Source organism: Arthrobacter sp. Marseille-P9274 (assembly GCF_946892675.1).
Classification (GTDB): domain Bacteria; phylum Actinomycetota; class Actinomycetes; order Actinomycetales; family Micrococcaceae; genus Crystallibacter.
Map to the genome: position 1 here is coordinate 1,801,947 of NZ_CAMPOV010000001.1, position 13,049 is coordinate 1,814,995.

At 67.5% G+C, this 13,049-nt stretch carries 17 protein-coding genes; 1 reads left to right on the forward strand and 16 read right to left on the reverse strand.

Going from position 1 to position 13,049, the window contains the following annotated elements:
* Positions 1 to 4: 4 nt before the first annotated feature.
* The 16 genes from OC550_RS08210 to OC550_RS08285 all read right to left on the reverse strand — a co-directional run bounded on the left by OC550_RS08210 (position 5) and on the right by OC550_RS08285 (position 11,550).
* Positions 5 to 331 carry a DUF2469 domain-containing protein gene (locus OC550_RS08210; RefSeq protein ID WP_262105023.1) on the reverse strand — a complete coding sequence of 109 codons (327 nt, stop codon included), beginning with the start codon at positions 329 to 331 and terminating at the stop codon, positions 5 to 7.
* A 63-nt stretch (positions 332 to 394) separates the two neighbouring features.
* Positions 395 to 1,354, reverse strand: a complete 960-nt coding sequence (locus tag OC550_RS22300) for a ribonuclease HII (protein WP_306556915.1) — start codon at positions 1,352 to 1,354, stop codon at positions 395 to 397.
* Positions 1,351 to 2,103 (reverse strand): signal peptidase I, encoded by a 753-nt coding sequence (gene lepB / locus OC550_RS08220; protein WP_262105025.1) that lies wholly within the window; start codon positions 2,101 to 2,103, stop codon positions 1,351 to 1,353. Before lepB (OC550_RS08220) ends, OC550_RS22300 begins: the two co-directional genes overlap by 4 nt.
* A gap of 2 nt (positions 2,104 to 2,105) precedes the next feature.
* Complete coding sequence (gene lepB / locus OC550_RS08225) at positions 2,106 to 2,813, reverse strand: signal peptidase I (protein ID WP_262105027.1); 708 nt, start codon at positions 2,811 to 2,813, stop codon at positions 2,106 to 2,108.
* Between the two features lie 19 nt (positions 2,814 to 2,832).
* On the reverse strand, positions 2,833 to 3,192 hold the full coding sequence (gene rplS / locus OC550_RS08230) for a 50S ribosomal protein L19 (RefSeq protein ID WP_262105029.1): 360 nt from the start codon (positions 3,190 to 3,192) through the stop codon (positions 2,833 to 2,835).
* A gap of 223 nt (positions 3,193 to 3,415) precedes the next feature.
* A complete protein-coding gene (trmD, locus tag OC550_RS08235) occupies positions 3,416 to 4,246 on the reverse strand; it encodes a tRNA (guanosine(37)-N1)-methyltransferase TrmD (protein ID WP_262105030.1) in 831 nt (276 codons plus the stop codon).
* Positions 4,247 to 4,792 carry a ribosome maturation factor RimM gene (gene rimM, locus OC550_RS08240; RefSeq protein WP_262105032.1) on the reverse strand — a complete coding sequence of 182 codons (546 nt, stop codon included), beginning with the start codon at positions 4,790 to 4,792 and terminating at the stop codon, positions 4,247 to 4,249.
* Positions 4,793 to 4,897: 105 nt separating this feature from the next.
* Positions 4,898 to 5,140: an RNA-binding protein gene (locus OC550_RS08245; protein ID WP_262105034.1), complete on the reverse strand. Its 243-nt coding sequence runs from the start codon at positions 5,138 to 5,140 to the stop codon at positions 4,898 to 4,900.
* Positions 5,140 to 5,574, reverse strand: a complete 435-nt coding sequence (gene rpsP / locus OC550_RS08250; protein ID WP_262105040.1) for a 30S ribosomal protein S16 — start codon at positions 5,572 to 5,574, stop codon at positions 5,140 to 5,142. The genes OC550_RS08245 and rpsP overlap by 1 nt, the downstream gene beginning before the upstream one ends.
* Before the next feature lie 185 nt (positions 5,575 to 5,759).
* A complete protein-coding gene (locus OC550_RS08255; RefSeq protein WP_262105041.1) occupies positions 5,760 to 6,245 on the reverse strand; it encodes a hypothetical protein in 486 nt (161 codons plus the stop codon).
* Positions 6,246 to 6,287: 42 nt separating this feature from the next.
* Positions 6,288 to 7,178, reverse strand: a complete 891-nt coding sequence (locus OC550_RS08260; RefSeq protein ID WP_262105043.1) for a VOC family protein — start codon at positions 7,176 to 7,178, stop codon at positions 6,288 to 6,290.
* Between the two features lie 61 nt (positions 7,179 to 7,239).
* Complete coding sequence (locus OC550_RS08265; RefSeq protein ID WP_262105045.1) at positions 7,240 to 8,457, reverse strand: hypothetical protein; 1,218 nt, start codon at positions 8,455 to 8,457, stop codon at positions 7,240 to 7,242.
* A 34-nt stretch (positions 8,458 to 8,491) separates the two neighbouring features.
* On the reverse strand, positions 8,492 to 9,172 hold the full coding sequence (locus OC550_RS08270) for an alpha/beta fold hydrolase (RefSeq protein ID WP_262105046.1): 681 nt from the start codon (positions 9,170 to 9,172) through the stop codon (positions 8,492 to 8,494).
* Positions 9,173 to 9,203: 31 nt separating this feature from the next.
* Positions 9,204 to 9,737, reverse strand: coding sequence for an NUDIX domain-containing protein (locus OC550_RS08275; RefSeq protein WP_262105048.1), 534 nt, complete (start codon positions 9,735 to 9,737; stop codon positions 9,204 to 9,206).
* Between the two features lie 76 nt (positions 9,738 to 9,813).
* Complete coding sequence (gene ffh, locus OC550_RS08280) at positions 9,814 to 11,397, reverse strand: signal recognition particle protein (RefSeq protein ID WP_262105050.1); 1,584 nt, start codon at positions 11,395 to 11,397, stop codon at positions 9,814 to 9,816.
* 30 nt (positions 11,398 to 11,427) lie between these two features.
* Positions 11,428 to 11,550, reverse strand: a complete 123-nt coding sequence (locus OC550_RS08285; protein ID WP_262105052.1) for a hypothetical protein — start codon at positions 11,548 to 11,550, stop codon at positions 11,428 to 11,430.
* A gap of 19 nt (positions 11,551 to 11,569) precedes the next feature.
* Between OC550_RS08285 and OC550_RS08290 the strand changes: the two genes are divergently transcribed.
* Positions 11,570 to 13,021, forward strand: coding sequence for a glucose-6-phosphate dehydrogenase (locus tag OC550_RS08290; RefSeq protein WP_262105054.1), 1,452 nt, complete (start codon positions 11,570 to 11,572; stop codon positions 13,019 to 13,021).
* Positions 13,022 to 13,049: the final 28 nt, after the last annotated feature.

The window sequence follows — 13,049 nt, forward strand, 5'->3', positions numbered from 1 at the left end:
GGCCTCAGTTGCCCAAGTTGCCGTCCTTCGGCAGGGTCAGGTCGTCCGACTTGGTCAGTTCTTCGATGTTGACGTCCTTAAAGGTCAAGACGCGGACCTTCTTGACGAACCGGGCCGTCCGGTAGATGTCCCAAACCCAGGCATCCTGCATCGTTAGGTCAAAGTAGACCTCGCCGTCGGCAGAACGAGCTTGGAGATCGACGTGGTTGGCCAAATAGAACCGCCGCTCCGTCTCCACAACGTAGCTGAAGAGCCCCGCGACGTCGCGGTATTCCCGGTAGAGCTGCAGCTCCATGTCCGTTTCATAATTCTCAAGGTCTTCAGCGCTCATGAATCCATCTTCTCGCAGATCGGTAGGGGATGCCGCCGGCGGCGCGGGATACCGCTGGCGGTGCTAAGCCAGGCTGGGGGCGGGCGCCGCCTGCTCCGGGACCGTGCCGGGATACTCCGCTTCAGCCTCCGGGTCGGCGGCGGGAGAGGCTGCCGCAGACTCCGGGCCCGTGCCGGGATACACCGCTTCAGCCTCCGGGTCGGCGCCGGGAGCCACCCGCTCGGAGTGCTCGCCGCCCTGCGCCCCGGGAGCCAGTGCGGCCTCGACATTCCGCACAGCTGGAGCGACGGGTGCCTCCCCTGCCGCCCCCAGACCGGCGGCCTCGACATCCGGCTCGCCGGCGACGTCCAGCAGCTCCGCCGGAATCAGGCGCCAGCTGCGTCTGTGGACGGCCGACGCACCGTGCGCGGTCAACGCCGTCCGATGGGCGGCCGTCGCATATCCCTTGTTGATTTCCCAGCCGTACTCGGGATGAGTCCGGGCCAGCTCGGCCATGAGGTTGTCGCGCTCCACCTTGGCCAGCACGCTGGCCGCCGCGACGCTGAGGCAGTTCAGGTCCGCCTTGATTTTCGTCTGTACCGGTGCGTCGCATCCGGTCCCGGTGCCCGCATCGAAGAGGGTGGGTTGCTCGACCGGCGAGAGCCAGTTGAAGTTTCCGTCGAGGATCACGACGTCGGGGCGGGACGTTTCCAGCACCGCCTGCCACGCGCGGGTGCCGGCGAGCCTGAGCGCCGCCGTCAGGCCCATGGAGTCGATCTCGTCCGGGGAGGCGTGGCCGACTCCGTAGGCGACCGCCCAGGTGCGGATCCGGGGGACCAGCAGCTCGCGGTCCCTGGGGTTGAGCAGCTTGCTGTCCCGAACGCCTTTCAGCGGTTTGACGGCGCCGGCATCAATGAGCACCATTCCGACGGTGACGGGCCCGGCCAGCGCGCCCCGGCCGACCTCGTCGGCGCCGGCAACCATGCGGAACCCCTGTGACGTCAGGGAGCGTTCGAACCGCAGATGCGGGTTCTTGGGTGTCACTCTGCGCCCTCCTGCTCCGATCGTCCGGAAGGCGTGTTGGCCGGTGCTGAACCGCCGCCCTCGGCAGGCGGTACGGTATCGAACACCTCCGGATAGTTGCCGATCACGCCCATCCGGTCCAGTGGCCAGGCGATGACGGCGGCTTTGCCTTCCACCGCGTCGAGGTCGATGAAGCCTCCGGAGGCTTCATCGCGGTGTTCCCGGGAGTCGGCCGAATGGTTCCGGTTGTCCCCCATGACCCAGATTTTACCGTCGGGAACCACGACGTCGAATGGCTGGCTTTCGTTCGTAGACTCGGGGTGCAGGTAGGGCTCCTCCAATGCCGCCCCGTTCACCGTGATCCGGCCGTCCGCGTCGCAGCAGACCACCCGGTCTCCGCCGATGCCGATCACGCGCTTGACGAGGTGCTGCTCGGAGCTGTCCGGCAACAGCCCGACAAAGGTGAGCGCCTGCTGGAACCAGTTCCCGCCGTCGTTGCTGGCACCGTTGGCCGGCAGCCACCCCAGGTCGTCGCGGAAGACCACTACGTCGCCCCGCTCGAGGCCGATGGGCTGGGGCACCAGAAGGTTGACGAAGATGCGGTCATTGACCTCGAGGGTGTTTTCCATCGAGGTGGACGGGATATAGAAGGCCCGGAAGAGGAAAGTCTTGATCAGGAAGGACAGCAACAGTGCGACGACGACAATGATCCCGATTTCCTTCAGCCAGGCCAAAGCCGGGTTCCTGCGCTTTTCTGCCGCCTGCTCCATGTCTATTTTCCTTCATCCGACCCTGTTCCCAGGGCGATTCGTTCCAGCTCGCCGGACCTGTCCAGCGGCCAGATAATGTGTGTCGGCCTCCCGATCACCCGGTCCGTCGGAACCATGCCGCCGCCGGGTGCTCCGAGAAGGCCCCGGGAATCGGCAGACACCGACCGGTGGTCCCCCATCAACCACAACCTATCCTGTGGCACGCGGACGGAGAACTCCAGGTCGCTCGGCGCGTCTCCCGGCTGGATATAGGGCTCGGCCAAGGCCTCGCCGTTGACCTCCAGCAGGCCCTCGGCAGTGCAGCATTCCACGGAGTCGCCGGGCAGCCCGATGACCCGCTTCACGTAGGTTGTGCCGTTTCCCGCGAACCCGAACCACTGCCCCACCTGCAGCAAAGCATCGACGTAGGCCGGATTCCCGCTGCGGAGCGGGGCAAACGAGCCGCGGCCGTCGAAAACAACCAGGTCCCCCCTGCGGATCGGGCCGTAGTGGTAGTCGGTCCGCGAAACCAGGACGCGGTCGCCCTCTGTCAGTGCGGGTTCCATCGACGCCGACGGAATGTAGTAGACGTCAACAAAGGTTGCCCGGACCACCGCGCTCAGCACGATGGCGGCAACCAGGGCCGTGAAGACAAAACGCCAGCCCGGAAACCCGGGCCGGCGTTCTGAGCGCTCCCCGGCGTTTAGGCGGGGAGCTGCATGGTCTTGCACCGTGAAGTCGAGGAAGGTGCTACTTGGCGGAGCCGAAGTCGCGCTTTTCCTTGATCTTGGCGGCCTTGCCATGGCGGTCGCGCATGTAGTACAGCTTGGCGCGGCGGACGTCGCCCTTGGTCAAAACTTCGATCCGGTCGATGATCGGAGAGTGGACCGGGAACGTACGCTCGACGCCGACGCCGAAGGAAACCTTGCGGACGGTGAAGGTCTCGCGAACGCCGTCGCCCTGGCGGCCCATGACAAAGCCCTGGAATACCTGGATACGAGCGTTCTTGCCTTCAACGATGTTCACGTGGACCTTGACGGTGTCACCGGCGCGGAACTCGGGAATGTCGCTGCGCAGCGAGGCTGCGTCGACGGAGTCGAGGATGTGCATGCTTGTCACTCCTGGTGAACGCCACAGGTCATTCACGTTGGTCACGGCGCGGAAGCCGGCAACCGCCGCTTCTTCCAGCACCGAAAATCAGTGGACCGGCGGGTCCGGGATTTGGCCGCCGGCGTGTCTGGCTGTTGGCACGTACGCCCCCTGTGGCAGGCGCAAGCCCAGCAAACACAATGACCTATTCTGCCACAGAGCAGTCCTGCGCCGCCAATCCGGACTACCGTTCCTGCGAGTCCTGCAGCTCCTGCCGACCGGCGGCTTCGGCCAGGACGGACTGGTCCGACGCAGTCAGCTGCTCCGGCGCCAGGGCGCCGGCCAGGTCCGGCCGGCGGAGGGCCGTGCGGCGTAGCTGTTGATCGCGGCGGAAGCGCGCAATTTTGGCGTGGTTGCCGCTGAGCAGAACCTCGGGCACGGCCCGGCCGCGCCAGACCGAGGGCTTGGTGTAGACAGGGTACTCGAGCAGCCCGTCGGCGTGGGACTCTTCGACCAGGGACTCGGGATTCCCCACGACACCCGGAATCAGCCGGCCGATCGCCTCGACCATTGCCAGGACAGCCACTTCGCCGCCGTTGAGCACGTAGTCGCCCAGGCTCATGGGCCTGACCCGGAAGGAGCCCGCGGCCCACTCGAGGACACGCTCATCGATTCCCTCGTAGCGGCCGCAGGCGAACACAAGGTGCTGCTCGGCCGCCAGCTCGTGGGCGATCGACTGCGTGAAGACCTCGCCGGCGGGCGAGGGAACGATCAGCACGGGGCGGCGGTCGTCCGCCGCGCTGTCCGGGCCAGGTTCGGCACCGTCGGCGGGGGCCCCTGCCCCCGCCGATTCCAGCACCGCTTCGAGCGCCAGCGCCCACGGCTCGGGCTTCATCACCATGCCGGCCCCGCCGCCGTACGGGGTGTCGTCCACCGTCCGGTGCCGGTCCGTCGTGAAGTCGCGCAGGTTGCGAACGTTGAGTTCCAGCAGCCCGTCCTGCCGCGCCTTGCCGATGAGGGAGAGCTCCAGCGCGTCCAGATACTCGGGAAAAATGCTGACGACGTCGATGCGCACCTAGCGCTCCCCCTCGCCGTCGTCCGGTTCGGTCCGGTGTTCCGGGCTGTTGACTTCGAAAAGTCCGGGCGGCGGAGTCAGGCGGACGAAGCCTTGGTCGACGTCGACTTCCGGCACGATCTGTTCTACGAACGGCACCAGGATCTCTTCGCCGTTGGCTGCCTCAATGACCAGCTGGTCCTGTGCGGGCAAGGTGTTCAGGCCGGTCACACGGCCGACCTCTTCGTCGCCGACGAGTGCCTTCAGCCCCACCAGCTCGTGTTCGTACCACGCGTCCTCGTCCTCATGGTCATCGCTGTCCACGAAGAGCTTCACGCCGCGCAGTTCCTCGGCGCCGTTGCGGTCGCCCACTTCGTCGAAACCGAGCAGCAGGATCTCCTTGTTCCACCGCGCCGACCGGACGGTCAGAGGACCGAGCCGTTCCGGCTCCACCACAAGCCGGGCACCGGGAGTGAACCGTTCCTCGGGCGCATCGGTGAGGACCTGGACGGTGACTTCTCCTCTGATCCCGTGCGGTTTGCCGATCCTGGCAACCTGGACGTGCATGGACTCTCCTGTCGGATAGGTACTGAACGGTCTGGTGAAATGCGTCCGGCCCCGCCACCATATCTGGTGCCGGGGCCGGATGGCTCGACTGGTGTCGCCGGTGGATCAGCGGCGGCGGTCCGTGTCCACCACGTCCACGCGGACCGGTTCACCGTCTGCCAGGGCAGAGATGACGGTCCGCAGTGCGCGGGCGGTGCGGCCCTGCCTGCCGATCACGCGGCCCAAATCATCCTGGTTGACCCGCACCTCGATGATTTCCGAGCGGCGGTTGCTTTTGACCGTGACCTTGACGTCCTCGGGACTGTCAACGATGCCACGGACCAGGTGTTCGAGCGCTTCGGCCAGCATTACTCAGCCTTAGCGGTCTCGTCAGCTTCCTCGGCCGGAGCTTCAGCAGCAGCCTCGTCAGCGTCTTCCTTCTTGGCCTTCGGGGTGATGGCCTCGGGGATGATGACAGATTCCTTCTCGGGGGCCACGAAGGCCTCCTTCGGAGCCTTGGTCTTGAGGGTGCCTTCCTGGCCCTCAATGCCCTTGAACTTCTGCCAGTCACCGGTGATCTTGAGCAGAACCTCGGCCTGCTCGGTCGGCTGGGCACCGACACCGAGCCAGTACTGGGCGCGCTCGGAGTTGATCTCGATGAACGAGGGCTCCTGGGTCGGGTGGTACTGCCCGATCTCTTCGATGGCACGACCGTCGCGCTTGGCGCGGGAATCCATGACAACGACGCGGTAGTGGGCAGAGAACTTCTTACCGAAGCGCTTAAGGCGAATCTTTACGGCCACTTTTGTGGTCACTCCTGGTTCTGAAAATGGGCGAACCCGTATGTCTGCTCCCGTGGGGCGGGCCATGGTTGGGGTTCAAAGGACAAGATGCATGCACGGAGAGAGGGGCCGCGCAGATCGAGTACCTGTCTATTGTGCCAGACGGGAGCCAATCCGCGCGAGTCGGCGGATTGGCTCCGCGCCGGTCAGGCTTCCGCCGTGCTGCTCCAGACGTACAGCTGGAGACGGTCCCCCTCTTCGGCCTGCCGGGCCAGTTCCGCCAGGCGGCGGACGTATTCCTCGGCGACGTCCCCGCTGAAGGGCATGTCCTCCTCCGAGGCCCACAGGGAGGCGACCTCCGGGATCGCGGATTCTCCGCCGTCGTCAACGTACGTCAGCAGTTCCGCCAAGGACTCCACCATGGAATCCGGGGCCACCATCAGGTAATCGCTGGAGACGTCTGCCATGTCCAGAGTGGCATCGCCGGCGGCACCGATGGCTTTGGCCGCCAGCCCCCCGAGGATCTCGATCTCCAGGTCCGTGATCCCGTTGATCCGCGCATTCGGGGCGTCCTCGATGGCTACGCTGGAGGCATCCGTGTCCGCACGGGCATCGAAGCTGGCTTCCAGGGCGGCGGCGCGCCGCACGGCCGCATCATGGGTGGCGACGAAGACTTCAGTTGTACCGGGCATTGGGCGTCCCTTCGCGGTTAGGCAGGCTGGTGCGTCTTCAGCCTAGCCGACGGCGACGCGCAGCTGGTTGCGCCACGGGTCTTCGAAGCGGAGCTCGGCGCCGGTGTGGTGGTGGCCGATCTTGGCGCTGGAGAGCCGCTCGGCCAGCGCGCCGACTTCGTCCTCGCTCGGCACCTGGATCACGACCTCGCCGAGCCCCAGAGTATCCTTGCGCGGACCGGCGCTGCGGCTGTTCCAGACGTTCATGGCCATGTGGTGGTGGTAGCCGCCGGCGGAAACGAACAGGGCCTGGCCGTGCCAGCCCGCGGTGCGCTCGAAGCCGAGGGTCTTGACGTAGAAGTCCTCGGCAACCTCGGTGTCGCCGACCTGGAGGTGCACGTGGCCGATCTCCGCCCCCGCCTCGCGCTGCCCGGCCAGGGAGGCCTCGGTCAGGTGGTTCTGCAGGTACAGCTGCGGCGGCAGGGCCACGTTGTCCATGTGGACTTCGCGGCTGCCGTCGGCGCCGGTGTTCCACTGCCAGCTCTCGCGGGGCTTGTCGAAGTACAGCTCGATGCCGTTCCCTTCGGGATCGGTGAAGTAGAACGCCTCGCTGACCAGGTGGTCCGCACTGCCGGCGAACCGGCGCGGGTCATACTGGGCCGCGGTTGCGACCGTGGCGGCAAGGGAGGAACGGTCCTCGAAGAGGAACGCGGTATGGAACAGGCCCGCTTCGCCTCGGGAAGGCAGCTGGAGGCCCGCCGCCGGGGCCAGATGGACCAGCGGGGTGGAGCCGCGGCCCAGATAGACGCCGCCGAGGCCCTCGCTCAGCGGTTCCAGTCCGAGCGCCTGCTGGTAGTAGGAAGCCATGGTCTTCATATCGCCGACCTTGAGCATCACGGTGCCCATGCTGAGGTCGGCGGGCAGCAGGTCCTGGGCATTTACTTGAAGATTCATACAAGTAACAATACTTGAAGCTTCACGTTTGTTCCAGTCCCCGGCTCACGGGCGTTCCAGGTCAGCGGCGGCGGAATTTCAGGTAGCCGTAGAGGGCCAGTTCGCTGGCGGCCTCGGCCGCGAGAGAGAGGGCGCCGGCACGCAGCAGGCCGCCGTTCCGGCGCAGGGGACGGCCGGAGGCCCGCAGCAGAACGACTGCCGCCCCTGCCGCGACGGCGGCGCTGCCGGCGAGCAGCTCCGGATGAGCGAGGATGCGGCGGTGCCAGCGGGCCAGCGGAGAACTGCCGGTCATGGGCGTAGCCATCAGTTCCAGCACGGCCTTGCCCAGGGGAAGCGCCGGCATGTGTTCCGGGACGGCGCGGGCCGACTGGCCCGATTCCGCCAGCTCCCCTGCCAGCCGCGGCAGGCCCAGGGCTTCGGCGGTCTGCGCGAGCACGTCTTCCGACTCCTCGCCCAGCAGCAGCCCGGAGAGGCGGGCCTCGGCTTGCCGGTCCAGCCCGAAGGCCCGCGCGAGGTCTCCCGTATGCGGATCCGCCGAACGAATGAGCGTGCCGAGGAGCCGAAGCGCCTCGGCCGAAGCCCGGTCCGTGCTCGGGAAGGGCTTGGGCTGCGGCTGCCACGCATGCCAGAAATTGTTGGCCGGATCCTTCCGTGTCCCCGGCAGCCAGGCCTCGACGGCGCGCAGGCCGTCCAAGTTCATGAAGGCGGCCATCGGCTTTGCCTGCTCCGGCCAGTTGTACAGCCCGGGCGAGGCACCGCCATGAACGACGACGATCCGGCGCCCGCGTTCGCCGTCGTCCTCGAAGACGTCCAGCGGCGCCGAGTTCAGGGCACCGAACATCAGCAGGTCCTCGCGCCGGAACCGTCCGACCATAACGGTGCGCAGCACGGGTGGCTCCGCAACTTCCACGGAGTCCAGCGCCGTCCCGCCTTCGGAGGGGTCCAGCTCGAGGGCCGCGTCCGCCGCCGGCGCCTCGTATTCGAAGCCGTCGATGTCCACGGCGCCACCGGCGGCCAACGAGAGGCTTTGGGCCAGCATCCGGTAGTCAGGGCCGGCCACCGCCGCCCCCTCCGGATCCAGGACGGCGACCCGGCCCGAGGGGTCGCGGGCCAGCAGGAACTCGACGACGGTCTGGCCGGCCGCCGGGTTACCCGCTGCGAAGGCGCCGAGCAGGGAACGGTCCGCGAACTCTCGGAGCAGGGCCCGGGCGCCGGGTCCGTCCAGGGGCCACGGCCACCAAAGCTGCCCGGATACCGGCTCCCAGCCAAATGCGTTCATGACACAACGCTAGCAAGAGCGGCGGTAGCCGCGGCTACTGTTCGAAGTTCAGCAGGAATTCTGTCAGCAACCCGTGCCCCTCGGCACGATCCTGGGGCCGATGATGGCCGGGCGCATGCCGGTGCACCGCCCCAGTGGTGGCCAGGTACTCGCCGACTTCTTCGTAGAGCGGCTCCCAGCCTCCGGTGACGACCAGGGTCGGAAGGCCGGGGACGATGCTGAGCGGCGCGGCCCAGGGCGCCTCCTGCAACCGCAGGCGCCGGGCCTCCCGGCGCTCCTGCCGGGTGCGCAGCGGCCCGGGACGGGAGCCGAACATGAGCCAGCTGAACTCCCGCTGGTACTGCTCGTCCGTCAGCTCGGCCCGGGCAGCATACAGCGGTGCCAACCGCTCCCGCTGCGCCCGGGTGGCCGGCAGGTCTGCCGTCAGGGACAGGCAGGCGGGCTCGAAGAGCGTCAGCGACCGCACCAGGTCCGGCCGCTCGACGGCGGCCATCATCGCGGAGATCGCACCGTGGGAATGGGCGACGACGTGTCCGCCTTCCCCGAGATTGGCAAGCACGATGTGCATGTCGGCCTGGAAATCCGTCGGCAGCGGCGCGGCCGTGGGCGCGAAGCCGTGCCGGCGCAGGAACAGGCAGTCGTACTTCCCTGCCAGCCGATGCTGGTACGGCCAGGCGGCGGCGCCGAAGCGGCCCGGTCCGTGCACGAACACCACGCGCGTCTTCCCGGCGGACCGGGAGGCCCATCTAGCGGCCAGGGCTCAGCGTCCCATCGAAACCGGCGATGAGTTCCCGCCGCGGCACGTCCCGCTGCACGGTTTCCAGCGGCTGACCGTTCCGCAGTTCGAGGACCGTGAGCAGCTCGTGGGCGTCCAGCGCGGCCTTCAGCTGTGCCGCCTGCGTCCGGTCCAGCTCCATCAGCGCGAGCTGGAAGTCCAGGAAGCCCGCCTGTCCCCCGGCCGCCGCCGCGAGTTCACCGCCCTCGTACGTACCGCCGTCGTAAATAAAGGTGAAGGCCTCGGCGGGCGAGTCCGGCACCTGCTGGTAATCGATGGCCAGAATCCGGCCCAGCGGCAGTTGCAGTGACGTCCCGTCCAGGACTCGAGCGGCCGCCCCGCGGGGATCTTCGCCGCTCTTGACCAGGCCGGCCGGCAAGGCCAAGCCGCCCTTGGGGTCCGGGGCCAGCAGGACCGACCCGCCGACCGTGCGGACGATGACGGCCACCGAGGCAGGCCGTTTCCAGACGGAACCGTAGAATCCATCCAGGTGCTGCTTGGTCACAACTGCCCTCCCTGCTCGGCCTGCCTCGGCGCGCTGCAGCAGGATCCGGCAAAGCCGCCGGACCTTGCGTTGAAAGCTACTTACCGAGGAATTTCTCGAAACCCTTCGGCAGGTTCAGCGCCGATGGGTCGAACTCCTCCTGCTGCTGGCCGAAGGCGGCGCCCGTGGGCAGCGCGTTCCGGGCGCTCGCCCGGCGCTCCTCGGCCTCGCGCAGCTCCTGGGCGGCCTTGGCCGGGTTGCCAGAGCGGGCCTTTTTCTTGCCCTTGGCCACCTGCTTGCCCTTGCGCGCACCGCCGAAGCCGCCGGGACCCGCCATCCCGGGCATGCCTGGGATACCGCCGCCCTGGGCCATCTTCTTCATCATCTTCTGGGCCTGGCCGAAGCGCTCCAGCAGGCCGTTGACCTCGGAGACGTGGACGCCGGAACCGCGGGCGATGCGGGCACGCCGGGAGCCGTTGATGATCTTGGGCGCCAGGCGTTCGTGCGGCGTCATGGAGCGCACGATCGCCTCGACCCGGTCGATCTCCCGCTCATCGAAGTTCTCCAGCTGCTGCCGCATGCCGGCGGCGCCCGGCATCATCATGAGCATCTTCTTCATCGAGCCCATCTTGCGGATCTGCTGCATCTGCGCGAGGAAGTCCTCGAGCGTGAAGTCCTCCTGGTCGACGAATTTCTTCGCCATCCGTTCGGCTTCGCCCTTGTCCCAGGATTTCTCGGCCTGCTCGATCAGGGACAGGATGTCGCCCATGTCCAGGATGCGGTTGGCCATGCGGTCCGGGTGGAAGATCTCGAAGTCGTCCAGGCTCTCGCCGGTGGATGCGAACATCACGGGCTTGCCGGTGACGGAGGCCACCGACAGCGCCGCACCGCCCCTGGCGTCGCCGTCGAGCTTGGAGAGCACCACGCCGGTGAAGTTGACGCCCTCGTTGAAGGCCTGCGCGGTGTTGACCGCGTCCTGGCCGATCATGGCGTCGATGACGAAGAGGACTTCGTCCGGGTTGATGGCGGCGCGGATGTCGGCTGCCTGCTGCATCATTTCGGCGTCGATGCCCAGCCGGCCGGCGGTGTCCACGATCACCACGTCATGCAGCTTCGCGCGCGCCTCCGCCACGCCGTCGCGGGCTACAGCCACCGGATCGCCGGTGGGTGCCTCGAACTCGGACTGGACTCCCGGGTGCGGCGCGAAGACCGGGACGCCGGCGCGCTGGCCGTTGACCTGGAGCTGCGTGACAGCGTTGGGCCGCTGGAGGTCCGCCGCCACGAGAATGGGGCTGTGGCCCTGGCCCTTGAGCCACTTGGCCAGCTTGCCGCCGAGGGTGGTCTTGCCGGCACCCTGCAGGCCGGCCAGCATGATGACGGTCGGCGGGTTCTTTGCCAGCCGGATGCGCCGGGTCTCGCCGCCAAGGATGCGGACCAGCTCGTCATTGACGATCTTGACGACCTGCTGGCCGGGATTGAGGGCGGCGGAAACTTCCTCGCTCAGCGCCCGTTCCTTCACATGGGCGGCGAACTCACGCACCACGGAAACGGCGACGTCGGCATCGAGGAGGGCGCGGCGGATCTCGCGGACGGTGGCGTCGACGTCGGCTTCGGACAGGCGTCCCTTGCCGCGCAGGTTCTTGAAGGTTGAGGCCAACCGGTCAGAGAGTGAATTGAACACGTGCCGTGCACTTCTTTCGTCGATCTTCGGTCAGATCCGGCGGGCATGGCCGGAGTACAGCTTTTCCAGCGTACCAAGTATGGACTTGAGGTTGGTCCCGGACGCCCCGATGGCGGATCCGAAATCGGGCCAAGCGGGCGACAGTTCGCCCATCCGGTGGCATGGTGTGAATGTGACGAACCCCGCGAGCACGCCAACCACCAACCAGAATCCCGGCCCGGAGCCGGTGCGGACGCTGCTGATCCTGGGCGCGTCCGGCGACCTGACGGGGCGGCTGCTGCTGCCCGGACTGGGCAAGCTGATCGCCCAAGGGCGGACGCACGGCCTGAAACTGGTCGGCGCGGGCTCGGACGACTGGGACACGGCCAGGTGGCGGGACCGGGTTGGGGCGGCGTTCACCGACTGTGCGGGGAACGCTAACGACGCCGGCAGGCAGGACCTGCGCTCCGTCCAGGAGAGCACGGAATACCACGTGGTGGATGTCACGGCGGACGGGGCCCTCGCACGCCTGATCGACTCCGTCGAGGCACCGGTGGCGGTCTTCTTTGCGCTGCCGCCGGCCGTTAGCCAGAAGGCCTGCGAACTGCTGAAGCCGCAGGACCTGCCCGCGGGGACCCGCCTGGTGCTGGAGAAACCGTTCGGCACGAGCCAGGAATCCGCGGCTTCGCTCAACCGCACGCTGCTCTCGCTGGTTCCGGAAGACCGGATCCACCGCGTCGACCACTTTCTCGGTAAGGCCACGGTCTTCAACATCCTTGGCCTGCGGTTCGCCAATCGGCTCCTCGAACCGCTGATGAACAACCTGCACGTCGAGAAGGTCGAGATCTTCTACGACGAATCGCTGGCGCTGGAGGGGCGTGCCCGCTACTACGACAAAGCCGGCGCGCTGCGCGACATGATCCAGAGCCATCTGCTGCAGATCATGGCGCTGATGGCGATCAACGCGCCGGCCTCGCTGACCGAACGGGACCTGCGGGACCATATCGGCAGTGTCCTGCGGGCGAGTTCCGTCAATCCGGACTACGCCGGAAGCACGCGTCGCGCCCGCTACTCCGCCGGGCAGATCGACGGACGCGACGTTCCGGACTATGCGGCAGAAGACGGCGTCGACCCGGCGCGCGACACGGAAACGCTCGCGGAAATCGAAGTCTCCATCAACAACTTCCGCTGGGCCGGCGTGCCCTTCATCCTGCGCTCGGGCAAGGCCCTGGGCGAGCAGCAGAAGGAGGCCATCGTGACCTTCAAGCCGGTGCAGGTCCCGGCGGGGTTCAAGGGCGTTGATGCTCCGACCCGGCTGCGGGTCGGCTTCGGACCCGAAACGCTGCAGCTGGAAATCGACGTGAACGCCCCGGGCGACCTCTTCACCCTCGATCGGGTGGCACTGGAGGCGGCGATGCACGCCCCGGACCTGCTCCCCTACGGCGAAGTCCTCGAGGGCGTCCTGCGTGGAGACCCCCTGCTCTCCGTCCGGGGCGACATCGCAGAAGACTGCTGGCGGATCGTCGAACCTGTCCTCAAGGCCTGGGCCGCCGGCGACGTCCCGCTCGAGGAGTACCAAGCCGGAAGCCGCGGCCCGCAAGGCTGGGAAACCTCCCGTCCCGACAGCGCCCTGCCGCGGAAATGAGAAGGGCCGCCCCGGGAACGACAGCCAC